The sequence below is a fragment of the Shinella sp. HZN7 genome (genome assembly GCF_001652565.1).
In the GTDB taxonomy this organism is placed as follows: Bacteria; Pseudomonadota; Alphaproteobacteria; order Rhizobiales; family Rhizobiaceae; genus Shinella; species Shinella granuli.
In genome coordinates, this window is sequence record NZ_CP015745.1 from 58098 (window position 1) to 82411 (window position 24314).

Genomic DNA, 24314 nt, shown 5'->3' on the forward strand with positions numbered 1-24314 from the left:
CAGGATGCGCCAGAACTCGTCGCGCGCCACCGGATCGACGCCCGAGGTCGGCTCGTCGAGGATCAGCATCTCAGGCCGGTGTGTATCAGCGCAACGGCCAGCGACAGGCGCTGGCGCACCCCTAGCGGCAGGCGGTCGGGCAGCTTGCCGCGCACCTCGGCAAGATCGAAGCGCGACAGCATCTCCTCGACCCGAGGCGCGATCTGGGGTTCCGGCCTCGCGAAGAGGCGCGCATGGAGCGTGAGGTTCTGCGCGACCGTCAGTTCCCCGGAAAGCGAAAAGCTTTGCGACATGTAGCCGACCCGCCGCCGGGTCATCATCTTCATCATCGTGGTCTTGCCGCAGCCGTTCGAGCCGAGAAAGCCGAAGATCTCGCCCCGCTTCACGCTCAGCTGCACCCGGCTCACGGCGGTGAAGTCGCCGAAACGCATGGTCAGGTCGTGCGCCTCGATCGCGGGCTCGCCGTCGTGCCCGTTGCGCGGGACGATCTCGACGGGGCGATGGGAGCGGCACTTTTCCTCGGGGAGGAGGCAGAGGAAGGCCGTATCGAGCGTCTCGGCCCCGGTCGCCCGCAAAAGGCCCTTCGGCTGTCGGTGGCGAGGATCCGGCCTCCGTCCATCGCCGCGAGCCAATCGAAGCGCGCCGTTTCCTCCATGTAGGCGGTGGCGACCAGCACGCTCATGCCCTCGCGCGCCGCGCGGATCGACGCCGGTCGTGAGTTCATCGAGGATCAGCAGGTCCGGGTCGTGGATCAGTGCCGAACACAACCCCAGCTTCTGCTTCATCCCGCCCGACAGCTTGCCCGTGGGACGGTCGAGGAAAGGATAGAGCCCCGTTGCTCTGGTCAGCACCTCGATCCGCGGGGCGGGTTCAGTCGCGTCATGGCCGAACAGACGGCCGACGAAGTCGATATTCTCGCGCACCGACAATGTCGGACAGAGGTTTCGACCCAGTCCCTGCGGCATGTAGGCGATGCGGGGCCCGACCTTGGCGCGATATCCGGGGCGGAACATGGCGCAGCCCAGCACCTCGATGCGCCCGGTCTGCATCCGGCGCACCCCGGCGGCCAACGCCAGCAGGCTGGACTTGCCGACGCCGTCGGGGCCGATCAGGCCGGCCATGCAGCCGGACGGAACCTCGAGGTTGACATCGCTGAGCGCATGGACCTTGCCGTAGCGTAAGCCAACGCCCTCGAACCGGATCACCGGATCGCCGGTGGTCATTGCGGCAGTCTTGGCGCGAGGTCGGCGGGCCAATCCGCCGCCGGGTCGATACGGACATAGGCGGTGCCCGGCAGGCCGGTCTTGACCAGTGCCTCATGCTGGCGGAGCAGGTCCGGGGCGATCCGGGCGCGGATGCGGAACATCGGCTTCTTGCGCTCGGCTTCGGTCTCGACCGCGCGCGGGGTGAACTGCGCGACGCTGGCCACGAAGGACACCCGGGCCGGAACCACGAATTCGGGCGCCGCATCAAGGATCACCCGCACCTCGTCCCCGAGTGCCAGCCGCCCGGCCTCGGCGGTGGGCAGGAAGAAGTTCATGTGTACGTCGGCCAGATCGACCATGTTCACCACCGTACCGCCGGGGGGCAGCGCCGCGTCGACAAGCCCCGCCTCAATCCGGGCGATGGTGGCCTGGGCCTCGCTTTGGGCGACGCCGCTGCGGGCGATATCGACCGCCTTAATGCGACCATTGGCCGAGGCGACTCCGTACGGCAGCGCGGTCGGTCGCAGCAACCACCAGCCCGCAGCCATGACGCCCGCCAGGATGGCCAGAATCGTGATCATGCCCGGAAACTGCTATCGTGAGAACCTCATTCCGCTGCCTCTCCGGCCATCTCTTTCGGCCAAATACGCGGGGATTGGTCGCACCGCTCGGCAGTGCCAGATACGCCCATCTGATTTTGTCGACCTTGGTCTCGGTCACGGTGTTCAGGCCGAGTCCCGCCTGTAGTCCGTTTGCGTCGTACCGCACGTGACGTGTTGTCCGCGCTGGCGCGGCGCAACGAATCTGGCGACGGTTGGCAGGGTTAAAGTTCGATTGGTTCGCATTGAAAATCAAAACCGAATAGGAAGGTCCTCGTTTTATCGGTTATACATAGGCTGTATAATATCAACCCGCAATGCAGACGGGAAGGAGAGATTGATGACAGAGGACGTCGAAAAGGGGCCGCACCCCGGTGCCCCCGATCTCCGGCGACAAGCGCGCGAGGCGGTCGAGGGGCCTCAGGCCACCCGCGAGGCGGTGCGCGATGTGGTGATGCGCGCACTGTCGAACCGGTCTCTGGAAGAGGGCCAGATCCGCGATGTCGTGCGCTCTGTCCTTGAAGGGGCCGCGGAGGCCGTGCCAGGAGACAGGGCCGAAAATGTTGAGGCGCTCCGGCAGACAGTGGCCGGGATCGACGATGCGCTGGAACGCGCCGCCATGGCCTCGAAGCTGGCGATCGAGGAAGCGCGCAGCGGCGCGGCCGCGTTTTCCGAACAGGATCTGAGGCGTGCCCTTGATGATCTTGCCACACTGGACCGGCTCTATTTCGATACGCTCGCCTCGGTGATGAAAAGCGGGACAAAAGTCTCGGCGCGCATTGTCGGCGATCTGGCCGACCATCTGCGGCGCACCGGTACGCGGACCGGCGCTGCGGTGCGCGCGGCGCTGGCAACCCTGGAGCGGCCTCATCACCCGCATATCCCGCCGCGCCCAACGGAGGTCGCACGCAGCGCCCAGACCGGGGCTGCAACCATTGCCGCGATCGGCAGCGGTATCCTCGCGGGGCTCGCCGATGCGCTGGGGGCCGGGCACGACAAGGACCGGACGGAGCGGCCCGAAGAGGATGCCTGAGCATGACCGCTGCACAGGATGTTACGCCCGATCTGCGGCGGCTGGGCGATCTGGTCGCGGTTCTGGCGCGATACGGCTTTTCCGAGATGCTGGAGCGCGCCGGCCTGTCGCGCCGGAAGCGCAAGCCAGGCCTGCCGCAGGGCGGTGACGCAGGCAGCGACGGCCTGACCTCGGCCCAGCGGCTGCGCCGCGCGTTGGAAGAGATGGGGCCGACATTCGTCAAGCTGGGGCAAATCCTGTCCACCCGGATCGACCTCTTCGAGCCCGACGTCATCGCAGAGCTGGAACGCCTGCGAGACCAGGTGCCCACCGTGCCATTTGCGGAACTCGCCGCCGAGGTCGAGGCCGAACTGGGTCAACCGTTATCGGCGATCTTCGCCCGGATCGACACCGAACCCCTGGCCGCCGGGTCCATCGCGCAGGTGCATGGCGCGCGGCTGCCCTCGGGCGAAGAGGTCATCCTGAAGATCCGCCGCCCCGGCATCTGCCGGGTGATCGAGGCCGACCTGCGGCTGCTGCGCCATGCCGTCGGCGTGGCACTTGCCGAATGGCCCGAGCTTGCGCGCTATCGCCCGCACGAGATTCTGGACGAATTCGCCCGCTCGATCCGCGCCGAGCTGGATCTGGCCAGTGAATGCCGCAATGCCGAACGTGTGGCCGCCGGGTTCCGCGACGGGGCCGGAATCCATGTGCCGCCCGTGTTCTGGGACTGGACCTGCGAGGTCATGAATGTGCAGGCGCGGATAAAAGGCATTCCGGGCGGCGACCTGACCGCCGCGCGCGCCGCCGGGCTGGACCTGAAGCGCATCGCCGCACGCGGGGCGAATGCGGTGCTGCACATGATCCTGGCGGAACGCTTCTTTCACGCCGATCCCCATGCGGGCAATGTGTTCTTTCTGCCCGGCGATGAACTCGTGTTCATCGACTTCGGCATGGTCGGGCACCTGTCGCGCCGGCGCCGCGACGAACTGGTCGATCTGCTCTACGGGATCGTGGAGCGGCGACCCGATCGGGTGGCGCGAACCTTGCGCGACTGGGCCGGGGCCGATGGACAGGACGATCCGTCGCTGGAGGGGCGGCTTGAGGCGTTCATCGACCGGGTACACGGGCTGCCGATCGGTGCGTTGAACCTCTCCGAACTCGTCTTCGACCTGACCGCCCTGATGCGCGAGCACGACCTTGCCCTGCCGCCGGACCTGACGCTGCTGGTCAAGGCCTTCGTCTCGCTCGACGGGATGGGGCGGCAGCTCGACCCCGGCTTCGACATGGTCGCCGCCGCCCGGCCGATCTTGGAGCAGCTGGTCTGGCAGCGCCACGGACCCGAGGCGATGGCGCGCGCCGCCCGGGACAGCCTCAGCGAAAGCGCCCGGCTGGCCGCGCGCCTGCCGGGCGATCTGACGCAACTTCTGGACGCAGCACGGCGCGGTCGGCTGGGGGTGCGGGTGGAACTGGCTGAGGTCGAGAGGATCGTCGAGAAGATGCGCCAGTCGGTCACGCATCTGACGCTGGCGGTGATCGTGGCGGCGTTGACCGTCGGCTCCTCGATCGTGACGGCGGCTTCGGGGGCGGAATTGCCATTCGGGCTTGCCACCTTCGCGATGTTGGGGTTCTTCGGGGCGGTGATCGGCGGTTTCGTCCTCTTGTGGTCGATCTGGCGCAACGGGCGGAAATAGGGCGGCGCATGGCACGGATCGGATTGGGCCTTTGCAGCGGTGGCGCACACGGCTGGTGTCATATCAGTGTCCTGCGGGCACCGGAAACGCTCGTGCTGTAGGGTAACTTCTCCGATCTCGACCGACGGTATTGCCAAGTTGAATCTCGGTGCGCTGGCCTGTAGGTGATTGGGATGAGGAAATCAGCACCGCTTCCGCCCCTGAAGGGGTTCCGTCACCCTCGCGAAATCATCAGCTATGCGGTTTGGGCCTACTATCGATTTGCCGTGAGTGCTGCCGATGTCGAGGACCTTCTTGCCGAGCGGGGTGTCATCGTCAGCCGTGAAACGGTGAGACATTGGGTCAACCGGTTCGGCTGTCATTTTGCCGCTTGCATTCGCCGCGATAGGCCCAGGCCGCGAGACAAGTGGCACATGGATGAAGGTGTGCCGCGAGGCACCCACCGCAATGTGGGAGCCGAGCTGCACGGAAGATGAGGGTATGGCCCCTCGAAGCCGACCGTCAGGGGTAGGTTTCAAATCACTGCAAGCTGCGACGGTAAAGAGCCGTGGTCGTGAGCGTTGCAGAAAAGGCGGGCTTTAGTCCGTCATGTGAGGTTTAGAGAGACGAGCGCAAGCGAACCGCTGATGACGTGTCGAAAAGTGCAAGATGATGTCGAAACCGGGAAGAATTCGTTAGCCCGGGACAAGTCTGGAGGGCGACCTGATTTCTGCCCAGGCGGCATCCGGCATGAAGGCGGCGTGACTCTTCACCAGGCTTTCGTGTGGAACGCGGGAACCTGTCGCTCCGATGTTTAGCTTGACTTTGTACAAAATTGGTACTGATTTCTGCGTGTGCTGAGCGGGAAGGGGTGAATCAATTCGCCGCAGTTTGCGTGCCTTGCTTCATAGGCCCGATCGGATTCCAACCGGTTGATGAGCAAATCTCCTGATCGTGGCAATGACCGGGGCGATGCGGTTCCCCACATTCTTCGCCAATGGCTTTTGCCATTTCGTGTCTGGTTTACCGCGCCGAGTTGGGACCATCTTTTGGTCTTGGTGATGGGTGCGATCCTTTCTCACGGCAAGCGAACGGTAACGGCCTGCCTGCGGATCACCGGTCGAGCGGAGGCCAGCAATTTCGCTGCCTACCATCAACTCCTCAACCGTGCCCGCTGGAACCCGCGCCTGTTGTCGGCCCGCCTTCTGTCGATCATCGTTGAAAGGTTCGTGCCCGAAGGCCCTGTCGTGATCGGAATGGACGATACAATCGAACGCCGTTGGGGCCAAAACATCGCCGCTCGTGGCATCTATCGGGATCCGGTGCGCTCCAGCCATGGCCACTTCGTCAAGGCCAGCGGCCTGCGGTGGTTGAGCTTTATGGTTTTGTCACCAATCCCATGGGCTCGATGGACGTGTCGCAACCAGGCGAATGGCTCGACGCCACAGGCGCGACAGGTCAGCATAGTGCTGTAGATGACGGCGCTCGCCTTGGCCCCGTCGACAGTGTCGCAAAATAGCCAGCTTTTCCTTCCAGTGGCGGTCGGGTGGACATTCTGCCCATATCGAGCAAGAGCTCGTAGTCCATTATCGCTGGCACGCGCTTTACGGGCGCCGTGTGCGGCGGTTTTACGATGAGACGCGGCGGGGAATGGAGACGATCGTCGGTGAAGTGGAGCCTGGGGTGGCGCTTTGCTTTCCGGCTTGGATCTTCGATCCGATAATTTGTGCGGCAATGCAGATCGGGGAGCCCTACGTAAACATTGAGGGCCTTGCAGATCTATGTCTATTGCTTGAGAGGCACAGACTCAGGCGAAGTTTCTCAGACGATAGCAACGTCGTCCAGGAGGACCGTCATGAGGAAGTCATTCGACCTGATCTTAACGCCCCGCCCGCCGCGCCAGCTCTGCATTCTACTGGACCCGCCCGAGTTGAAGGGGATCAAGGCCACCGAACGAAGCGCGGTCACCATAAGGTTGGCGCGGCTTCTCATGGAAGCCGCCGGCGCGATAACGGTGGAGAACGGCAATGACTGACGTCGATATTTTGCCGCCTTCAATATTAAAGCGCAAGGCCGTGGTTTATGTTCGCCAATCGTCTCAAGCCCAGGTCCAGCACAACCTTGAGAGCCAGCGGCGGCAGTATGAGCTGGTCGATGAGGCCCGCCGGCGCGGATTCCGAGACGTTGAAGTTATCGATGATGACCTTGGCCGTTCCGCAAGCGGAACGGTCGCTCGCCCAGGATTTGATAAACTCGTCGCTGGACTATGTGCCGGCAATGTGGGCGCCGTTCTCTGCCTGGATGCGTCGCGTTTGGCCCGCAATGGGCGCGACTGGCACCATTTACTTGAGCTCTGCGGGCTGGTTGAGGCAAGGGTCATTGACCTTGAAGGCGTGTATAATCCTTGCCGCCCGAACGATAGGCTGCTTTTGGGAATGAAGGGCAGCATCAGCGAGTTTGAGCTTGGTATCTTGCGATCAAGGATGCTCGATGCCGCCCGATCCAAGGCGCGCCGCGGTGAACTGCGTATTCCGGTGCCAATCGGCTACATCTGGCACCGGGAAATTGGCCTCGGTTTTGACCCTGACCTTCGGGTTCAAGAAGCCGTTCGTCAGATATTCGAGCGCTTTCGCCAACTGGGAAGTGGTCGCCAGGTCTACCGCGCCCTCAGCGCGGAACACGTTCACTTCCCCCGCCCATCCGACGGCAAGCGATCAGTGTCGTTTGATTGGACGCCAATCCGCTATCGTAACGTCATCTCGGTTTTGAAGAACCCATTTTATGCGGGAGCCTATGCGTACGGTAAGACTGAGAAACGTACTGAGATTATCGATGGTCGCGCCCACAAAACCTATAAACATCCTCGCGCGCTGAGTGATTGCGAGATTCTTCTAAAAGGCCACCACGAGGGCTACATCGACTGGTCCGAGTACGAACGCAACCAGAAGCAGCTTTCCCTCAACGATTTCGGCCGCCGGGGCGGGCCGAAGTCCGGGAGAGGTGGGCGGTCTTTATTGATTGGATTAATGGCTTGCGGTCGATGCGGACGCCGCTTGAAGGTTGGGTATAGGGGGCGCTATCCTTACCCCATCTACCAATGCTTCGGCGCGGATGTCTACAACTCGGCGCGCTGTATGAGTTTTGCAGGGCAACGTACCGATAGAGCAATCGCTTCGCAGCTCATCCGTGCCGTCGAGCCCATGGCGGTCGAAGCGGCGCTTAAGGCGGAGAGGATGTACATGGAAGGTCAGGCAGAGCAACAGCGGATGATCGAGCTGGAGCTTCAGCAAGCCCGTTATGATGCCTCTTTGGCGGAGCGCCGTTATGCAGCCTGCGACCCAGATAACCGTCTGATCGCCGCGACGCTCGAGAAGAACTGGGAGGCGACCCTACGCCGCGTTCAAGAGTGCGAAGCCCGGCTGAGCGCAGCGGAGGCCACCAACGCCGATAAGACCGTTCCGGATTTTGCCGGTCTCGCCGACGATCTGCAAGCGGCTTGGGCAAATCCGCAAGTGACGATGCGCACCCGCCAGCAGTTGCTTCGCTCGCTGGTCAACGAGATCACGGCCAATATTGATGACGTTGCCCATGAGATTGTTCTGACTATCCATTGGAAGGGCGGTCAGCACTCGGAGGTTCGACTGCACAAACCCAGTTCCGGAGAACATGAATGCCGCACTTCCGATGACGCCATCGCCGTGATTACCAGCATGGCTACTCGATGGTCGGACGAGGACATCGCCGCAACGCTGAACAGAATGCGAATGCCGACAGCACAAGGCAAGACTTGGACAGCCAAACGCGTGAGTTCCATAAGGCGCGTACGCGATATCCACGCCTATCGCTCGGCGGAAAAGGACGGCACGTGGCTCACTCTGCGTGAGGCCGCACAACACTGCGGGGTCACAAGCCATCGGATCCGGCGCTTGATCGAGGCTAAAATCCTTCCCGCAGAGCAGGTCGTTCCCGGCGCTCCTTACCAAATCCTCGCGGCCGATCTTAATTCTGACGCCGTCGTTCGTGCGATGGGGCGTAACGGTGGCCCGTGTCACCTCGAAACGCAAAATCAAATCCCAATGTTTCCAAATACTTGAGAAGGAGGCGTACAATGAATCAGACATCGCAAAAATCCTGATGTCACGCTCAAGAAGGTTGTTGTCGATCGGCATCCTGCCGTCTTCGGTGTAGCAGTGTTGGTTTCCACGCAGAACTGAGCCGGTTCCAACCTTTCCTCGCGTGTTTTCAGCGTGATCCGACGCTGGCATCGTCGAGAGCATCTATCGATCCGGGAGATTGTCCGCAGGACCGGCCTGTCCCGGAACACCATCCGTAAATACCTGCGTCTGGACGATGCGGATGAAGTTCGAGGTCCCGGAACGACCTTTTTTCCGTTATGGTACCTATGACGCAGGTGATCTGGCGCGCCACATGAACCAGGTAGGTATCAACGCGAGAAGGAATATCCCAAACACAACAAGGAAACCGTCCTGGAATGCGGCATTCGTTGCCTGAGCCACCACGCTCTGCCCCAGAAAAGAGGCCGCCGTAGGCAAAAGCTGGCTCTCCGGTAGTCCGGATGCCTGCACGAGACCAGCCACCTGACGTAGGAATTCCATGGTGGTAGAATTGTCGCTGGTCTGCGTCGCTGCGAACGCATCGGCGTGCATGATCGTGCGCCGCTCGATAAACACTGTCAGCAGGTTCACGCCGAAGGCGCCACCGAGCTGCCGGATAAAGTTGACCGTCCCTGATCCCTGGCCGAGAAGATGGCGCGGCAGGACTTTCAACGACCCGGACGAGATCGCCGGGAACACGAGGCCCAATCCGACGCGCGAGATAACCGTCCACCATGCCAGCGTCCAGAAGGCCGTGTTGACATCCGATGCGGACATGAGCCACGAGGACCAGGCGAAGATCGCCATCCCGACACCGATCATGATCGCAGGCGCCACCCTGTCGGACAATCGGCCGGCAACCGGGAAGACGAAGAGCATGGCAAACCCTGACGGCATCAGCAGAAGGCCTGCCTGCGTCGGGGTCATTCCCTGGATCTGCTGCACAAAGACCGGCAGGAGGTAGGTCGAGCCGAAGAGGCCCGCTCCCATGATGAAGGAGACGAGCGAGGCCGAGGAAAAGGCGAAATTGGCGAAGAGCCGCATGTCCAGCATGGGCTTTTCCGTGTGCATCTCCCATGAGACAAAAGCCAGTGCTGCGGCGATTGAAAGGACGAACCCAAGCAGAATCGTATTCGAATCCCACCCCAGACGCTGCGCGTTCGACAGCGTGCTGAGCAGAACTGCGAGAAAAACGGACAAGATTGTGACGCCGACGAAATCGAAGGCCGGCAAGGGGCCTTTTTCCTCCCGGCCGGGAAGAAAGAGGTTCGAAAGGAGTATGGCGATGCCCGCAAAGGGCAGGCCCAGATAAAAGACGAACCGCCAGTTGAAGGCGTCCATAAGTACGCCGCCGATCCACGGCCCGAGCGCCGGGGCAAGAACGACGCCCACGCCGTAGATCCCCATCGCGGCTCCGCGTTTGTCGGGAGGGAAAACCTTGAACAGCATGATCATCGCCAGGGGCTGCACGATGCCGGCCGCGGCGCCCTGCACGACGCGTGCAAGGGTTAGAATGGTCTCATTCGGCGCCAATCCTCCGACAATCGAGCCGAGAAGGAAGACTGCCATCGACGCGTTCATGGTCAGCCGCATGCCAAATGCCCGATCGGCCCAGTCCGCAAGAAGCATCGTCGCCGTCATAGCTGCGAGGAAGCCGGTCGATATCCATTGTGCCTGAACCGAGCTGATCCCGAATGCGCCCATGACAGCAGGGATAGCGACATTTACGATCGTAGTGGAGAGCACCACGGAAATGGTAGCAACCATGATTGTCCCCGTCGCATACCATTTGTAGGCAGGACCATGGCGTTCGAAATAGCGGTCAATCTGCGACATCGACATAGACTTCGACCATCATGCCGGGACGCAGTTGCACCCCGTCGGGATTGATGGATATCCGGAGCGGCAGGCGCTGGGTGACCTTCGTGAAGTTACCCGATGGATTTGGGCTTGGCAGAAGCGCCAACTGGCTGGTCGCCGCCCCGCCCATTGCAATCACCTCGCCCTCGAAATTCCGGCCAGGGAAGGCATCGACGGTGATGCGCGCCTTCGATCCCACCCGGATACTGCCAAAATTGGTCTCTTTCACGTTGGCGTCGATCCAGACCTCATCGGGGGCATGATACATGACCAGTCGCGTTCCCGGTGTCACATATTCGCCGACATCAGCGAAAGTGGCGTCGATAATTCCAGAGAAGGCCGCGCTGATGGTCCGATGAGCGAGGTCGATCTCCTTGAGACTGCGCTCCGCCTCGGTTCCCGTCCGCCCGGCCAGAACCGAAGCGATCTGGGAGTCCAGTACATCCATCTGCGCCGCGTCCGCCTCAACGATGGCCAGATCGGCTCTTGCGCTCTCGATCGCGGCGTGGGCCGCACGTTCCTGTTGTACGGACGCGTCCAGGGCCGCACGCGCGTCTTCCAGATTCTGCTGCGATGAGACGTTTTGCCCTGCCAGTTTCGTCACCCGGTCGTGTCGGCTCTGCGCGTTCCTGAGAGCGGCCAATGCGGCTTCATGGTTCGCGTTGGCCGCCGCAATGCTCGCTGCGGCGGCTTTGCGCCGCGCGGCGAGTTGCTTCTCAAGCATCACCTTGCGCGTTTTGGTCTCGGCCAACTGTGCATCTGTGGCGGAAAGCTTTGAAAGAACCGCCGATAGTTGCGGCTCTGACGATTCCCGATCGATGCTGGCGAGCATGTCGCCTGCAGCGACAGAGTCGCCGACAACGACCGGAAAGGCCGTCACACGTCCGGCAACCTCGCTCGATACCGTCACGATGTTGGCCGCGATCCGGGCGTCATCGATGTGGATCTGCGTGAACCGCGCGCGTAGCCAAGGTGCACCCAGCCAGACGGTGCCTCCAACCAGAACCCCGATGATAAGCAGTTTGAACCATTTCACCCGGCTGCGCCTGGGTGGGGAGAAATCTTCTGCCCTTTCGGAGGGAGTATTGCCAATATCAGGAGTAATCGCCTTCAAGTTATCCATTCTGGTCACTTCTCAACAGTTCAAGCCGGGCCTCAATCTGGCTCAGGACCCGGGTGGCGGTTCGCAGGTCGTCGGGAGGCACGTCCGCGAGGAGTTCAGCCCGGCTGGCGGCTGCAATCTTCTTCATTTTGTCGATCAGTGGCTTGGTGCCGTCGGTCAGGTGCAGCTTTTTGGCCCGCCGGTCGTCTTCACACGGATGTCGCTCCACAAGTCCGTCGGCCTCCAGCCTGTCCAGCAGACGCACCAAGGTGGCCCCTTCGATCCCGAGCGAATGAGCCAATTCAATCTGCGTCACATCCTGACGGCTGGAGAGTTCAAAAAGCACTCTCCAGCGAGCCTGTGACAAGCCGAGTTCACGAAACTGCAGATCGACATGCCTCGTCCACTGGCGCAACACCGTCGCCAGGGAGCGGGTGAAGGACTCATTCAGATCCGGGGCATCAGCCATCGGTCCTCACTACAAGATAGCTTGAAAATAACTAGCTATCTAATTAATGTAGGGCACATTATCTGGCAAGCACCATTTCGACGACGGGAGTACCCTGATGTATACCAACATCCTCCTCTGCTACGACGGATCACGTGAGGGGCGATTGGCACTGCGTGAAGGGGCGCGGCTTGCCCAGATCACAGGCGCCGGGGTGACTCTTTTGGCTGTCGTCGAGACCGTCTCGGGAAATGCGTTGGCGCAGGCGGCCGATGCCAGTGTGTTGAGCTATCAGGGGCAGGAACAAGAGCAGTTCAAAATCCTGCGCTAGGACCGAACGAAGCGTGAACCTTCGTCTCGTAGGCGCATGATCGTCTGCCGGCTGGTGACGAATTTCCTGGCGATTGCCGAAACGCTCATTCCCGTCGCCAGATCATCGCGCACACCCTGCTTTTGTTTCTCACTGAGCGTCGAGGGTCGGCCGAGGGCCTTTCCTTCCGATTTGGCGCGCTTGAGACCGGATTGCGTCCGCTCTATCAGCAAGTCCCGTTCGAACTGGGCGACGGCATTGAGCACATTCATGGTCATGGTGCCGGCCGAACTGGTGAGATCGGCCCCGCCAAGCGCAAGGCAATAGACGCGCACGCCCATTTCAGCCAGCGTCCTGACCGTGGTGCTGACATCGATCGCGTCGCGGCCGAGCCTGTCGAGCTTGGTCACGATGAGAATGTCCCCAGCCTCCAATTTGTCCATGAGCCGGGAAAATCCTCGGCGCTGCACGATGGCGGTACTGCCGGAAACCGTCTCGGTGATGATACGGCGCGGCTCGACCTGGAAGCCTGCGGCCTCGATTTCCTGAATCTGGTTCTCGGTGGTCTGTCCCGTCGTGGAAACGCGGACATAGGCGAAGGTGCGCGGCATGGGGGCCAATTTTGTCCGAATAGGCTGTCCGTAATATTTCGCCCGTTCGAAAGCCCGTCAAGGTAATTTGTGGACAGTGCGTTTCTCCCCTGTACGGAAACGGACCTTTCTGGACAGAGGCAAGGTCTTTGGCTCGCAACGCGCAGGAACGGCAATGGCGAAACGGACCCTTCTCAAACCCCAGGATCGACGAGAGCTTTTCGACATCCCAACCGATGAGGAAAGCCTGATCCGCCATTATTCCCTATCGCCTGCCGACCGGCTCGAGATCGAGGTCCGCAGGCGTGAGCATAATCGGCTCGGCTTTGCGATGCAGCTCTGCCTTATGCGTTATCCGGGGCGCGCACTCATGGCCGGCGAGATCCCGCCCAAGGCGATGCTCAACTATGTTGCCGAGCAGATCGGGGCCGATCCGGCGTCATTTGATCTGTACGCTCGCCGGGAAGAGACGCGCATGAACCATGCCGCTCACTTGCTGAGCTATCTGGACATGAGGAGCCCTACGGCCGAGAATCGGCGCGCAGCCTTGTTGGCGGCAATCGAAGCGGCTTCGGGCACTGACAAGGGGGCAATGATTGCAAAGGCCATCATCGCCACTTTCCGGGAGCATCGGGTTCTGCTGCCCGCGCCGAACATGATCGAGCGCATGGGGCTGGCGGGCCGTGCTGTTGCTCGACGGCGTGCCGAACACGCCCTGATCTCGGATCTCGATCCAGAAAAGCTGCGAACCCTAGACCGTCTGTTGGAGGTTGACCCGGCGATCCGTCAGACGCGCTATCATTGGCTGCGCTCGACCCCGGATGCACCGGGAGCCGGCAATCTGGTTGGGTTGACGGAACGCATCGCGTTCCTGCGCACGCTGGGGATCGATCCACGTTTGCAGGCGCGAATCCCGTCCGGGCGATGGGATCAGATGATCCGTGAGGGCGACGCCACGCCAGCCTGGCTGGCCGGCGACTTCAGCGCCAGCCGGCGGCGTGCAACGATCGTAGCGCAGTTGATCAAGCTCGGGCAGAAGCTCACCGACGATGCGGTGATGATGTTCATCAAGCTGATGGGCCGGCTGTTCTCCCAGGCCAACAACCGCAAGAAGCAGCGCCATATGAACGCGCGGCTGGAAACATCGAAGGCGTTGCGGCTGTTTCTCGACACGATCGTGGCTTTGCAGGCCGCCAACGAAGAGGAAGCGGATCCCATGGAGATGCTGGACCAGCGGGTCGGTTGGCATCGGCTGCTCCAGGTCAAACCCGGCCTGGAAGCAATGGTGGAGAATAATGACGTGTCGCCCTTGATGATGGCGGCGGAGCAACATGCGAACGTTCGCAAATATGCCGGCGCCTTTCTCCAGACATTTGCTTTCCAGTCGCGTCGCCGGAATGATCCGCTGCTTGCCGCGATCGAGGTCATTAAAGCGCTCTATGCGGAAGGACGGCGTGTATTGCCTGATCGCGTTCCGGTTGCCCATCTGGCAAAAGCGGATCGCGAACGGATATTCGAGAGCGGGCGGCCGGTTCGATCGCTCTACGAGATCGCCACATTTGCTCTCTTGCGTGATCGGCTCCGTTCGCGGGACATTTGGGTCGAGGGCAGCCGCTCGTTCAGACCGATTGACGAACATCTGATGCCGAAACCGGCCTTCACAGCCCTGAAGGAAGACAACAAGCTCGGCCTTGGCGTCCAGAGCGACGGCGCGGCCTGGCTCGCCGAGGTCCGGCAGATGATGGACTTCAACCTCAAACGGCTGGCCTGGCGTGCCCGCTACGGAAAGCTCGACGGCGTGAGGTTGGAAAACGGCATCCTGATCGTGACGCCGCGCGCCAGCGATGTTCCGGCCGCTGCGGCCGCCCTCAATGCTGAAATCAGCGAGATGTACCCCCTGGTCGACGTCCCCGATTTGCTGCGGGAGGTGCATGACTGGACGGCTTTCGCTGATCAGTTCACGCATGTCCGCACTTCAGATGCGCCGCAGAACATCTCCGCCATGCTGGCCGGCGTGCTCGCCGATGGTACGAATCTCGGCCCGAAGCGAATGGCGGGAGCGTCGAAGGGGATCAGCGCTCATCAGATCGGCTGGATGCGCAGCTTCCATGCCCGCTCCGAAACATACCGAGCCGCGCAGGCTTGCGTGACCGATGCCCATACGCGTCATCCCCATTCGTTGCTCTGGGGTGACGGAACAACGGCATCGTCCGACGGGCAGTTCTTTCGCGCCAGTGATCGGGCCGCCAGGCGCGGCGACATCAATCTGCACTATGGCAGCGAGCCCGGCACGAAATTCTACAGCGGCCTCTCCGATCAATACGGCTACTTCAGCATCCTGCCGATCAGCCCGACCGAGAGCGAGGCCGTCTATGTGCTCGACGGCCTGTTCGACCACGACACGATCCTCGAGATCGAAGAACTGTTCACCGATACCGGCGGCGCCAGCGATCATGTCTTTGCGCTGTTCGCCCTGATCGGCAAACGATTCGCGCCCCGGCTGCGCAACATCAAGGACCGGAAGTTCCACACCTTCGAGAAGGGCGACGCCTACCCGGCGCTGGCCAACCACATCGGCGCGCCGATCAACACTGCGCTAATCCTTGAACATTGGGATGAGCTTCTGCGCCTGGCTGCCTCTATCACAACGCGCACCGTCGCTCCGTCGGCGATCCTCAAAACGCTATCCGCCTCATCGAAATCCAATGATCTGGCCAGGGCGCTGCGCGAGATCGGCCGCATCGAGCGCACGCTGTTCATGATCGAATGGTATTCCAGTCCGGCATTGCGCAAGCGGTGTCAGGCCGGGCTCAACAAGGGCGAAGCTGCCCACAAGCTCAAGCGCGCCGTCTTCTTCCATGAGCGCGGCGAAATCCGCGACCGCTCCTATGACAGCCAGGCATTCCGGGCATCCGGCCTCAATCTCGTCGTCAGCGCAATTGTCTACTGGAACACCGTCTATCTCAGCCGCGCCGTTGCCCACCTGCGGCAACAAGGTCGTCATGTCCCTGACGAATTGCTCAAGCACATCTCGCCGCTCAGTTGGGAACACATAAACCTCACCGGCATCTATTCGTGGGACACCGAGCAGCAGATGCCAGAGGGCTTCAGGCCATTGCGTGTTCCCGGACAGATTCTCCGAGCCGCGTGATGTTCATGCTCCGTTCGAGCTTAGCGCAGGATTTCGAACTGCTCTTGTCCTGACCCCCGAAAGGCACGATGGCGAAGTCATTGAGCTACTGAATGCCAGTTCGGGTGAACTCGCACTGATTTCCTCCCTCGTGTTCTTGATCAGCTCCATCGGCCAGGAACCGGTTATCCTGATTGACGAGCCAGAGAACAGCCTACATCCCCGCTGGCAGCGGGAGTATCTCGAGAAGATTGTGGCGGCAGCCTTTACCGCAACGCCACGATCGTCGTCGCGACCCACGCGCCTTTGATCGTCGTTGGTGCTCTTGGAGCCTTGCCCGATATTGTCTCTGTGTTTCAAGTTCAAGATGGCGAACCGTCCGTACTCGATCTGCAGGAGGCCAAGGACTCAGCAGCGAACGTGGAAGGCGTCCTTTGGCGCGCTTTTGATGTGATCACGCCAGCAAGCCATTTCGTGAGCGAGGAGATGGTAGGTGTCGTTGCGCGGGTAGAACGCGGTGAAATTACCCGCGACAGCGCGATTGCACTCGTCAACGATATGGCGATCAAGAGCTTCGACGAAAAACAGCGGAAGTTTTTCAAGCGGTTGAAGACTTGATCGAGCAGGTCGATGCACAGCGGCGCGGGGACAACAAGAGCGATGGTTGACCGCTATTTGCCGGCGCTTGACGATTTTCAGCTGAGTGTGGAGGAAGCTGCGGCGGTCGGGAAGGCCTTGGAAACAGAGAAGCCCTGGGACTGGAAGCCCGAGGACCAGAACGAAATGCAGGCGCTCAAAAGCGCGAAGGACAAGATCCTCGCCTATCACCTCGCGCGCCATGGCGGAAATTGCTGTTATTGCCGCCTGAACCTAAATGGTGCGGGCCCGTACATGACCGATCGCGAGCACATCCTTCCCAAGGGAAAGCCGGTCTACAAACCATTCAGCTATGCGATCTGGAATCTCGCGGCCGCATGCAAGCGGTGCAACATGCAGTTCAAGCGTAGCGGAGACGGCTTTGTCGTAGACGCGGACGATTCAACCAAGTTTCAAGACAGCATTAACTATCGCTTTGTGCACCCAAATTTCGACGCCTACAGCGAGCACCTGATACGGCTCGAAGCGCAGGTTGACACCAAGAACATCGTTGTGTTCGTGAAGACGGCCGGGAGTGAGAAGGCAATCTACACCCATGACTTCTTCGCCTTGCATGAACTGCAGGTCGATAGTTTCGACAAAGCGCAGGGTCTTGAAGGGGAAAACCCCGAGACGGACCTTGCTGCCAAGGTTCGTAGGCTTGCCAAGCAATTCGATCAGTAGCGGAATTTGGGTTGCATGGACCGCTTCACGTGGCTGGCTTTTTGCGGAAGTACGTGATCCGCGGATCATGAGATAAGAAACTCTCTTTCCAGAATCACGTTCGAAAAACGATTGTTTTTCAGTTGTTTAAGGCTGTGGTCAGCTGACCACTAAAAAAGATGCCCTCGGCGCCCTGTGCCCTGAGGGGCACGGCTGTGAGGCTGACTTCTTCAGGAAGCACCATCACCGCCCCCCATGCCGATGTCATCGCTGAAGGCGAAAGGGGCGCCATCGTCGCCTGGCAAGGGCAGATGGATCTACGAAACCTTTCAACAGCGGCGCCCTATTGGAGCGGCGCAGCCATCCCTGAACTCGGCCAAGAGGTCGCGGACAGCCGCATGCATTCCACCGCCGATCTCCGGCCAGATCGCACCGCCGGGTGCGCCGTCGAGCCCTTCCCGGCGCCGTGGTCCTCTCAATCCGCTGCTTCCAATTGGGCGCGCCGCCCCCTGTTCTCAACACAGCACACGCGTCCCACAGCCCCCAACCCAGAGAGCTGGAACGACCCTGCCCCCATAACATACGTTCATTTTCAGCTGCTTAGGACTGTGGTCAGCTGACCACCAAGAAAATTGCCCAGATGCTTTCTTGGCCGCTCCACCCGCATCTAATTTTCGAGTTCGGGCTCATTGAAACCTACCCAGCTTGCAAACTCCCCTGCCCGTTGGCCCTCAACAACGCCATTATCATAGGACCAAGCGAAAACTCTCCTCGTTCCGTGCGCCTTGTCAGATCCCGCAGATAGCCGCCAGCCGAGTTGATGAAGTTTGCGCGCTCCAGGATGCAAGCGACAGCCGCGGCCGCATTTTCCGGCCCCATGGCATCGCAGGCTTCCTGATAGGCCGAGGGGCTCACCTTCAGCATCGATCGAACGACCACCGCCGCTGACATCAAGTCTCGCCAGTTTCCGATTGCGCCACCCGGCCCGTAGTCCGATATCGCCGGGCATGCTTTCAACACCACACCCAACGGGAACGCCTTAAGCGGCTCGCTCTTCGGCCGGCGGATTTCGCTCGGCTTCGCCCCCTGCTCTTTTCGAGAGCTAGGTTCAAGTTCACGGATGGATTCGGGATTTGAATTCTGTATGTGCTGCTCATTGTGAGCATCATTGGTGCTATTATTTTCGGAATTTTCGTGAAATTCCAGCCGATTGACTATCTCCTCGCGCAGCATCTCCATTTCTTCAAGGATCGTCGTTACATCGGCGAGCGTCGGAGCGCGCGGGATTCTGCCCACAAGCGCTACATAGATGTCCTCGATCGCTTTCCAGTCACCTTCGGCGCCTTCCTCCATCGCGGCCGTAATTAGCTTGCGGACATCGCGTCGGCAGATCGTCAGGCTCTCCTTGGCCTTCCTGAACGCCGCTCTGTTGGCCATCACCTGCTGCGCCTTCATCGCCAACTCTTCGGACCGTGCCAAGAGCGGCGACAGATCGAAACCGAAGGCGCTCTCGATGCGTCCCTCGCCGTCCTTACGGGCGTAGCGCTTTCCATTGGCGCTATCCTTGCGGACGATTAGGCCTGCTTCCACCAGGATGGCGATATGTCTGCGCAAAGTCGCGCCCGCCATCGCATGCGCTCGTAAAGCAAGCTGAGCATTCGAGGGGAAGACAATCAGTTGGGCGTCTTGGCGCAACTCATTCTCAGGATAAAAGCTCAAAAGCGCGTCAAGAACCGCGAGGCTATTGGACTGAATCCCGAGTAGTTCCATGGCGGCGGAGGCGTCTCTGAAGACTTTCCACTTATCCGCTGCCTTGCCTTGTTTGATATCGGCCGAAGCCGACTGGCGCCGCACGAGCGCAAGCGTCATCGGCCGCCGCCCGAATGGCGTCGTCACACTTCCTGTCTGCATCGTCTTTCACCTTTCAGCAGGCAAAAGAAATCAGCTCACCAAAACGGTGCCAAAGACTCTTGACGAAGATTCGAGGAAATGCGATTCTGTTCGTGCTAAAGAGACAGAAGGGCTTCCACGACGGCAACGTTGAGGGGGCTCTTTTCTTTTGCGGGTTAGTCTCCCTGTTTCTGTGGATGCTTTGCACGGTGTGCCTGATAAAGCGCCGGCAAATGTTCGAGTACGAAGGCGGCAAAGTCTGGCGTGGCTTTCCTGTCGATCGTAATCTCCAGCTTGCTCTTGCTCTGTGTCACCTGCGCAAGTCTGTCGCCATCGGGGGTCGACATGACGTCCGGAAGCCCGCGCGCGATGCGACGCGGCTTGAGATGGCCTATCAGCGCCTTGAAGCGGTCTGCCGATGGCAGCGTCTGCACCTCTGCTGAGGCCGCAAATTTTATCGCGTCCGACGGCGAAGCTGCCTTCTCGACCAGTTCTGCCAGTTGTTGCCAGCTGGGTCGTCCAACTCCTGGAGCGGCCCCAATGGCATCGATCAGTTCGGAGGGGAGGGCGTCGACAAGAAGGAGCATCTTCGACAGATTGCTTTTATCGATCGACATTGCGGCAATGACGATCTCTCGCGAGAACTGCTTATTCAGTCGATGCGCGAAGCGCGCCTTTTCGATGAAGGTGAGATCCTCACGCTCATTGTTCTCCTGGCCCTGCGCGACGACGAGTTGCTCGTCCGTCAGGTCACGAACGATTGCCTTTACAGGAAGGCCAAGATCTAGAACCGCGCGCAGTCGGCGGTGGCCAAAGGCCACCTGATATCGGCCTGGCTGGTCGGGATGAGGTCTCACCAGGATCGGGACCTGCTGCCCTTGCTCGCGGATTGAATCAAGGAGTCCGTCGATGTCCCCCTGCATGCGATCCCGCACAAAGGAGGGCTCGATGGACGAAGCGTCCAGTTCCACCACGGCGTGGCCCTCAGCAAGCCGCCGCTCAATCTCCTCCGCGCGGCCAAGTCGATCGTTCTGCTCGCGTAGCGCGTTGCCAATGTTTGCGGTCAGCTTCGTTGACGGGTCGCGCTCTTTTCTCACCACCCCGAGAAGCGGCATGGAGCGGCTCTTTGCCGTCCGGCTCTCTGCTGCGGGCGTTTCGGGTGCGTCTGTCGAGACCCCGAGGATGTGCTTGCGGCTCATGTCGGTCTACCCCATGCTTTTTTAATCAGGCCTTCGATTTCGTCGTTGACCGCGTTCATGGCTTCCAAGGCTCGATCATAGGTCGAGCGCGTGAACTGGCTGCGCTCGACTTCGAAAAGGGTCTGGTTGGTCAGGCCGGCGTCCGAAACCGCCGTCGTCTTAAGCATCGGGAAATTGAGAACATTTTCACCAAAGATCGACCGAAGATAACCTACCATCTGGTTTTGCGGTCCATCGCTTGGTTCGAAACGCGTTATCAGGTAGCGCATCCAATTGAACTTGAACTCGGCCCCGGCGTTCTCAATTTCGCGTAGCAGGTTCGATGTCATGGCTAGGAACTGGTTCATGGACATCACGTCCAGCATCTGCGGATGCACAGTGACCAAGATGGAGGTTGCCGCCGTCAATGCCGACAGCGTGAGATAGCCTAGCTGGGGAGGGCAATCGATAACGACAACGTCATAGTTATCCGCGATGTCTTCAATGACTTGACTGATCCGACCGTAGAAGAGCGTATCGCCTTCCTTTCGCTTCATCAGCGCACGCGGCGTGTCGTGCTCGAATTCCATCAGTTCGAGATTACCGGGGATGAGGTGGAGATCGGGAATATAGGTCCCTCGGACCACTTGCTCGACCGGTACCTGCTCCTCATCGTACCTGATGGCGCCGTAAAGAGTTTCGTTCGGACCTACGTCTGTTTCTGGCTGACTACCGAAGAGGGCGGAAAGGCTTGCCTGAGGATCTAGATCGATTGCCAGAATCCGGTACCCACGCATGGCTAGATACTGTGCGAGATGCGCGGCGGTGGTCGTCTTGCCCGACCCGCCTTTAAAATTCATCACTGAAATAACCTGAAGCTGCTCGCCGTCTCGGCGATGCGGCAGGTAGCGTCTGTTCCCGCGGCCGACCTGGTCCATATGCTTGCGGATTGCATGGATGTCTTCGATCGAGAAAGTCCGCCGACCACCTGGGCTCATGGTCAAGTTCAGCTCTGGCATTTCCGAAGCAGTCTGCCTTAAATAAGACTCACCGACGCCAAGCAGCTTGGACGCCTCCGATGGCGCAAATGTTCGAATGCCCTTCTCGGAGGTCGGAGGGAAGACCTTGAGATGATGTGCTTGAAGTTGGCTGGAGAGGGCGTCTGCATGACGCTCCATCAATGCGGTCAACCCTTCAAATACGGGCGCTGTTTTCGCGGCGGTCTTCGCCATCTCAAAACCCATTTCTTGCCAGTGGCGATATTTTTCGCGAAACTTCAAAAGTTCCGCCACTGGCAATAAGCGTCGATTCTGAATTTTGAGCAAGAGCTTTTTGGTTAACGAAAGATTAACGCTCAAGAAAGAACGCGTCCAACGCAACCAATTTTTAGCTGTAGAAACATCGTCTTAGCAAGCGCGTCACTCCCGCGGATTCATGGTCTGTTTTACTGTGAATCCTACAACCGGCCCAACCGAATTGTTGCGGGAACAAGACTGCTTTTGCGGAAATGGGGACGGTTGCGCCGCGACTCACTCCAACCGGGCTTGTAGGATCCTACAACTACCGCCCGAATCTGTTCCGTGCTGATTTCCCCGCCGATCAATATCGACGGAGAAATTCATGCAGGTTCTCGCGATCTCCACACCGCGAAATGTCCACGAAGCTCAGCTTCTCCACCGCCACCATCAGCTACGAGCACGCGTTTTCTCCGAGCGCCTGGGCTGGGAAGTCAACGTTGTCGACGGTCAAGAGGCGGACGCCTTTGACGCTCTTATGCCGACCTACATCCTCGCGATTTCCGACAGCGGCCAAGTGGCAGGATGCGCAAGGCTGCTTCCGGCCATTGGCCCGACAATGGTGGCCGACGTCTTTGACTCGCTGCTTCCGAATGGCCGCCTGAACGCGCACTCCGCGATGATCGAGAGTTCCCGCTTCTGCGTCGACACGATGCTCGGGGAGGGCAGGGAACACGGCTCGGTGCACGAGGCAACGCTGACCATGATGGCGGGCATCATCGAGTGGTGCTTGGTGAACGGCACCACCGAAATCGTCACCGTCACTGACCTGCGCTTCGAACGGATCCTCGCGCGTGTCGGCTGGCCTCTGCAGCGCTTGGCAGAACCAAAGAAGATCGGCGTGACCGTGGCGGTAGCCGGGATCCTGCCCGCGAATACCGAGACATTCCTGCGGCTCCGGCCAACCAACTACCGTTCCGAACTCATCACCGTCAGCCAAGCAGCGTAAGGAAGAAACGCCGTGAACCAGCTTCGCTCTCATCCTCGACTTGTCCGCAAACTCCAGGAAGCGCTAGGCGACCAGCTGTGCGTCGCCCTGGACGACTCGACCGTCGTTGAAATCATGCTGAATCCCGATGGCAAGCTCTTCATCGAACGGCTCGGTCATGGCGTGGCACCCGCCGGCGAGATGTCGCCAGCCGCCGCCGAGATGGTAATCGGAACGGTGGCGCATGCGCTCCAATCCGAGGTCGATACCGAGCAACCAATAATCTCAGGGGAACTACCGATCGGCGGTCACCGCTTCGAAGGATTGTTGCCTCCAGTCGTCGCCAAGCCGGCCTTCACCATTCGCCGTCGTGCCTCGCGTCTGATCCCACTCGATGTCTATGTGCACTCCGGCGTGATGACCGAACACCAGGCCTCGACCATCCGCAGCGCGATTTCGTCCCGGCTCAACATCATCATCTCCGGGGGCACCGGGTCGGGCAAGACGACGCTCGCAAATGCCGTCATAGATGAAATCGTCAAGTCTGCGCCAGAAGACCGCCTCGTCATCCTGGAAGATACCGCCGAGATTCAGTGCGCGGCCGATAACGCCGTTCTTCTCCACACCAGCGATACCGTCGACATGGCGCGCCTGTTGAAGAGCACGATGCGGCTGCGGCCGGACCGGATTGTCGTCGGCGAGGTCCGCGACGGCGCTGCCCTTACATTGCTCAAGGCTTGGAACACCGGCCATCCGGGTGGCGTCGCCACTATCCACTCCAACACGGCCATGTCGGCGCTTCGCCGCCTCGAGCAACTGACCGCCGAAGCCAGCCAACAGCCCATGCACGAGGTAATCGGAGAAGCGGTAGATCTCGTCGTCTCGATCGAGCGGACGCCGCGCGGGCGGCGCGTGCGCGACGTCATCCAGGTCGAGCGCTTTGCGGGCGGCCAATACGAAATCGAATCCGACCAGCTTACGGAAGAACAGGAGGCGCGCCATGTCGCGTAGAAACGCACTCGTCGCCGTTACACTGCTTGTGGCGCCCATCTTCTTTGCCTCGGTCGCGCCGGCGCTCGCCAGTTCCGGCGGCAGTCTTCCGTGGGAAGGGCCGCTGCAGCAAATTCAGGAGTCGATCACGGGGCCGGTCGCCGGCGCCATCGCACTTGCGGCAGTCGCGATCGCCGGCGGCATGCTGATATTCGGTGGCGAGCTGAACGATTTCGCGCGACGGCTAATGTATATCGTGCTCGTCGCGGGCATCCTGCTCGGCGCCACCAATATCGTCGGTCTTTTCGGCGCAACCGGTTCCTCGATCGGACTACCCAACGAGCAGACCACCTCCATCCATCAAGGCGGAGAAGGGGAGGGGGCTCATGGCTGAGTCCCTATCCGGGCTTCGACGCAACCGCATCCATCGAGCGCTATCGCGTCCGAACCTCCTGATGGGCGCGGACCGGGAACTGGTGCTGATCACCGGTCTTGCTGCAGTCATCCTCATCTTCGTCGTTCTCACGATCTATTCCGCGCTCTTCGGTGTTGCCGTCTGGATCGTCATCGTCGGGCTCCTGAGAATGATGGCAAAGGCGGATCCCCTGATGCGGCAGGTCTATATCCGCCATATCTCCTACAAACATTACTACAAGGCGACTTCCTCACCCTGGCGCCGGTATTGAGGGG

23 protein-coding genes and 3 pseudogenes are annotated in these 24314 nt (G+C 60.5%); 16 read left to right on the top strand and 10 right to left on the bottom strand.

The annotated features are described in order from the left end of the window. Positions 1-62 precede the first annotated feature (62 nt). Together shn_RS35550 and shn_RS33140 are read right to left on the bottom strand one after the other, a co-directional pair. Positions 63-1223: an ATP-binding cassette domain-containing protein gene (locus tag shn_RS35550; RefSeq protein ID WP_064334692.1), complete on the bottom strand. Its 1161-nt coding sequence runs from the start codon at positions 1221-1223 to the stop codon at positions 63-65. Beyond that, entirely contained in the window at positions 1220-1786 is a 567-nt protein-coding gene (locus shn_RS33140; RefSeq protein ID WP_064334693.1) for an HlyD family efflux transporter periplasmic adaptor subunit, read from the bottom strand. Before shn_RS33140 ends, shn_RS35550 begins: the two co-directional genes overlap by 4 nt. A 358-nt stretch (positions 1787-2144) precedes the next feature. Here shn_RS33140 and shn_RS33145 point away from each other — a divergent pair, with 358 nt between their 5' ends. The 6 genes and pseudogenes from shn_RS33145 (at position 2145) to shn_RS33160 (ending at position 8583) form a co-directional block, all read left to right on the top strand. Beyond that, on the top strand, positions 2145-2837 hold the full coding sequence (locus tag shn_RS33145; protein WP_064334694.1) for a DUF6781 family protein: 693 nt from the start codon (positions 2145-2147) through the stop codon (positions 2835-2837). A 2-nt stretch (positions 2838-2839) separates the two neighbouring features. Then, positions 2840-4510, top strand: coding sequence for an AarF/ABC1/UbiB kinase family protein (locus shn_RS33150; RefSeq protein WP_064334695.1), 1671 nt, complete (start codon positions 2840-2842; stop codon positions 4508-4510). A 173-nt stretch (positions 4511-4683) separates the two neighbouring features. Next, a pseudogene (locus shn_RS35555) lies at positions 4684-4938 on the top strand (IS6 family transposase); the annotation flags it as partial. A gap of 486 nt (positions 4939-5424) precedes the next feature. Continuing rightward, complete coding sequence (locus tag shn_RS35560) at positions 5425-5964, top strand: transposase (protein ID WP_145926147.1); 540 nt, start codon at positions 5425-5427, stop codon at positions 5962-5964. Positions 5965-6344: 380 nt separating this feature from the next. Then, positions 6345-6524 (top strand): hypothetical protein, encoded by a 180-nt coding sequence (locus shn_RS33155; RefSeq protein ID WP_064334696.1) that lies wholly within the window; start codon positions 6345-6347, stop codon positions 6522-6524. Continuing rightward, positions 6517-8583 (top strand): recombinase family protein, encoded by a 2067-nt coding sequence (locus shn_RS33160; RefSeq protein ID WP_064334697.1) that lies wholly within the window; start codon positions 6517-6519, stop codon positions 8581-8583. Before shn_RS33155 ends, shn_RS33160 begins: the two co-directional genes overlap by 8 nt. A 27-nt stretch (positions 8584-8610) precedes the next feature. On the opposite strand, the pseudogene shn_RS37695 reads toward shn_RS33160, so the two are convergent. Next, positions 8611-8676 (bottom strand): annotated as a pseudogene (locus shn_RS37695) (transposase); the annotation flags it as partial. A gap of 60 nt (positions 8677-8736) precedes the next feature. Here shn_RS37695 and shn_RS37700 point away from each other — a divergent pair. Next, a pseudogene (locus tag shn_RS37700) lies at positions 8737-8872 on the top strand (helix-turn-helix domain-containing protein); the annotation flags it as partial. A gap of 17 nt (positions 8873-8889) precedes the next feature. On the opposite strand, the gene shn_RS33165 reads toward shn_RS37700, so the two are convergent. The 3 genes from shn_RS33165 to shn_RS33175 are packed head-to-tail and all read right to left on the bottom strand — an operon-like array spanning position 8890 to position 12035. Next, positions 8890-10440 (bottom strand): DHA2 family efflux MFS transporter permease subunit, encoded by a 1551-nt coding sequence (locus shn_RS33165; RefSeq protein ID WP_064334698.1) that lies wholly within the window; start codon positions 10438-10440, stop codon positions 8890-8892. Then, entirely contained in the window at positions 10427-11587 is a 1161-nt protein-coding gene (locus tag shn_RS33170; protein WP_064334699.1) for an HlyD family secretion protein, read from the bottom strand. Before shn_RS33170 ends, shn_RS33165 begins: the two co-directional genes overlap by 14 nt. Continuing rightward, positions 11580-12035 (bottom strand): MarR family winged helix-turn-helix transcriptional regulator, encoded by a 456-nt coding sequence (locus tag shn_RS33175; RefSeq protein ID WP_064334700.1) that lies wholly within the window; start codon positions 12033-12035, stop codon positions 11580-11582. Before shn_RS33175 ends, shn_RS33170 begins: the two co-directional genes overlap by 8 nt. 97 nt (positions 12036-12132) lie before the next feature. On the opposite strand from shn_RS33175, the gene shn_RS33180 reads away from it, so the two are divergent. Continuing rightward, complete coding sequence (locus shn_RS33180; RefSeq protein ID WP_371328644.1) at positions 12133-12345, top strand: universal stress protein; 213 nt, start codon at positions 12133-12135, stop codon at positions 12343-12345. Here shn_RS33180 and shn_RS33185 read toward each other — a convergent pair. Beyond that, positions 12342-12935, bottom strand: coding sequence for a recombinase family protein (locus tag shn_RS33185; RefSeq protein ID WP_064334458.1), 594 nt, complete (start codon positions 12933-12935; stop codon positions 12342-12344). The two genes, shn_RS33180 and shn_RS33185, sit on opposite strands and share 4 nt — an antisense overlap. A 154-nt stretch (positions 12936-13089) precedes the next feature. Between shn_RS33185 and shn_RS33190 the strand changes: the two genes are divergently transcribed. The 4 genes from shn_RS33190 to shn_RS33200 are packed head-to-tail and all read left to right on the top strand — an operon-like array spanning position 13090 to position 17364. Continuing rightward, a complete protein-coding gene (locus shn_RS33190; RefSeq protein WP_064334459.1) occupies positions 13090-16065 on the top strand; it encodes a Tn3 family transposase in 2976 nt (991 codons plus the stop codon). After that, complete coding sequence (locus tag shn_RS37330; RefSeq protein WP_245337554.1) at positions 16034-16354, top strand: AAA family ATPase; 321 nt, start codon at positions 16034-16036, stop codon at positions 16352-16354. The genes shn_RS33190 and shn_RS37330 overlap by 32 nt, the downstream gene beginning before the upstream one ends. Positions 16355-16377: 23 nt before the next feature. Continuing rightward, the gene (locus tag shn_RS37335; RefSeq protein WP_245337555.1) at positions 16378-16662 is read left to right on the top strand and encodes a hypothetical protein; all 285 of its coding nucleotides are present in this window, start codon (positions 16378-16380) and stop codon (positions 16660-16662) included. 42 nt (positions 16663-16704) lie between these two features. Beyond that, entirely contained in the window at positions 16705-17364 is a 660-nt protein-coding gene (locus shn_RS33200) for an HNH endonuclease (protein WP_064334701.1), read from the top strand. Between the two features lie 675 nt (positions 17365-18039). Here shn_RS33200 and repC read toward each other — a convergent pair. The 3 genes from repC to repA form a co-directional block, all read right to left on the bottom strand. Continuing rightward, positions 18040-19254 (bottom strand): plasmid replication protein RepC, encoded by a 1215-nt coding sequence (repC, locus tag shn_RS33205; protein ID WP_064334702.1) that lies wholly within the window; start codon positions 19252-19254, stop codon positions 18040-18042. Between the two features lie 155 nt (positions 19255-19409). Further along, a complete protein-coding gene (repB, locus tag shn_RS33210) occupies positions 19410-20432 on the bottom strand; it encodes a plasmid partitioning protein RepB (RefSeq protein ID WP_064334703.1) in 1023 nt (340 codons plus the stop codon). Continuing rightward, positions 20429-21643 (bottom strand): plasmid partitioning protein RepA, encoded by a 1215-nt coding sequence (gene repA / locus shn_RS33215; protein WP_064334742.1) that lies wholly within the window; start codon positions 21641-21643, stop codon positions 20429-20431. Before repA ends, repB begins: the two co-directional genes overlap by 4 nt. 388 nt (positions 21644-22031) lie before the next feature. Here repA and shn_RS33220 point away from each other — a divergent pair, with 388 nt between their 5' ends. From shn_RS33220 to shn_RS33235, 4 genes are read left to right on the top strand one after another with little or no spacing between them, the layout of a single operon-like run. Further along, positions 22032-22655: an acyl-homoserine-lactone synthase gene (locus shn_RS33220; RefSeq protein WP_064334704.1), complete on the top strand. Its 624-nt coding sequence runs from the start codon at positions 22032-22034 to the stop codon at positions 22653-22655. 12 nt (positions 22656-22667) lie between these two features. Beyond that, positions 22668-23645 (top strand): P-type conjugative transfer ATPase TrbB, encoded by a 978-nt coding sequence (gene trbB, locus shn_RS33225; protein WP_064334705.1) that lies wholly within the window; start codon positions 22668-22670, stop codon positions 23643-23645. Beyond that, positions 23635-24018, top strand: a complete 384-nt coding sequence (locus shn_RS33230) for a TrbC/VirB2 family protein (protein WP_064334706.1) — start codon at positions 23635-23637, stop codon at positions 24016-24018. The genes trbB and shn_RS33230 overlap by 11 nt, the downstream gene beginning before the upstream one ends. Further along, a complete protein-coding gene (locus tag shn_RS33235; protein WP_064334707.1) occupies positions 24011-24310 on the top strand; it encodes a conjugal transfer protein TrbD in 300 nt (99 codons plus the stop codon). The genes shn_RS33230 and shn_RS33235 overlap by 8 nt, the downstream gene beginning before the upstream one ends. Positions 24311-24314 lie beyond the last annotated feature (4 nt).

What these genes read in the sequence shown, in the direction of transcription:
- repB (WP_064334703.1), bottom strand. Translation starts at nt 20,432, where the DNA reads ATGAGCCGCAAGCACATCCTCGGGGTCTCGACAGACGCACCCGAAACG.
- shn_RS33145 (WP_064334694.1), top strand. Translation starts at nt 2,145, where the DNA reads ATGACAGAGGACGTCGAAAAGGGGCCGCACCCCGGTGCCCCCGATCTC.
- shn_RS35560 (WP_145926147.1), top strand. Translation starts at nt 5,425, where the DNA reads ATGAGCAAATCTCCTGATCGTGGCAATGACCGGGGCGATGCGGTTCCC.
- shn_RS35550 (WP_064334692.1), bottom strand. Translation starts at nt 1,223, where the DNA reads ATGACCACCGGCGATCCGGTGATCCGGTTCGAGGGCGTTGGCTTACGC.
- shn_RS33150 (WP_064334695.1), top strand. Translation starts at nt 2,840, where the DNA reads ATGACCGCTGCACAGGATGTTACGCCCGATCTGCGGCGGCTGGGCGAT.
- shn_RS33140 (WP_064334693.1), bottom strand. Translation starts at nt 1,786, where the DNA reads ATGATCACGATTCTGGCCATCCTGGCGGGCGTCATGGCTGCGGGCTGG.
- shn_RS33235 (WP_064334707.1), top strand. Translation starts at nt 24,011, where the DNA reads ATGGCTGAGTCCCTATCCGGGCTTCGACGCAACCGCATCCATCGAGCG.
- shn_RS33190 (WP_064334459.1), top strand. Translation starts at nt 13,090, where the DNA reads ATGGCGAAACGGACCCTTCTCAAACCCCAGGATCGACGAGAGCTTTTC.
- shn_RS33180 (WP_371328644.1), top strand. Translation starts at nt 12,133, where the DNA reads ATGTATACCAACATCCTCCTCTGCTACGACGGATCACGTGAGGGGCGA.
- shn_RS33230 (WP_064334706.1), top strand. Translation starts at nt 23,635, where the DNA reads ATGTCGCGTAGAAACGCACTCGTCGCCGTTACACTGCTTGTGGCGCCC.
- shn_RS33185 (WP_064334458.1), bottom strand. Translation starts at nt 12,935, where the DNA reads ATGCCGCGCACCTTCGCCTATGTCCGCGTTTCCACGACGGGACAGACC.
- repA (WP_064334742.1), bottom strand. Translation starts at nt 21,643, where the DNA reads ATGGCGAAGACCGCCGCGAAAACAGCGCCCGTATTTGAAGGGTTGACC.
- shn_RS33170 (WP_064334699.1), bottom strand. Translation starts at nt 11,587, where the DNA reads ATGGATAACTTGAAGGCGATTACTCCTGATATTGGCAATACTCCCTCC.
- shn_RS33175 (WP_064334700.1), bottom strand. Translation starts at nt 12,035, where the DNA reads ATGGCTGATGCCCCGGATCTGAATGAGTCCTTCACCCGCTCCCTGGCG.
- repC (WP_064334702.1), bottom strand. Translation starts at nt 19,254, where the DNA reads ATGCAGACAGGAAGTGTGACGACGCCATTCGGGCGGCGGCCGATGACG.
- shn_RS33165 (WP_064334698.1), bottom strand. Translation starts at nt 10,440, where the DNA reads ATGTCGCAGATTGACCGCTATTTCGAACGCCATGGTCCTGCCTACAAA.
- shn_RS33220 (WP_064334704.1), top strand. Translation starts at nt 22,032, where the DNA reads ATGCAGGTTCTCGCGATCTCCACACCGCGAAATGTCCACGAAGCTCAG.
- shn_RS33155 (WP_064334696.1), top strand. Translation starts at nt 6,345, where the DNA reads ATGAGGAAGTCATTCGACCTGATCTTAACGCCCCGCCCGCCGCGCCAG.
- shn_RS33200 (WP_064334701.1), top strand. Translation starts at nt 16,705, where the DNA reads ATGGTTGACCGCTATTTGCCGGCGCTTGACGATTTTCAGCTGAGTGTG.
- shn_RS33160 (WP_064334697.1), top strand. Translation starts at nt 6,517, where the DNA reads ATGACTGACGTCGATATTTTGCCGCCTTCAATATTAAAGCGCAAGGCC.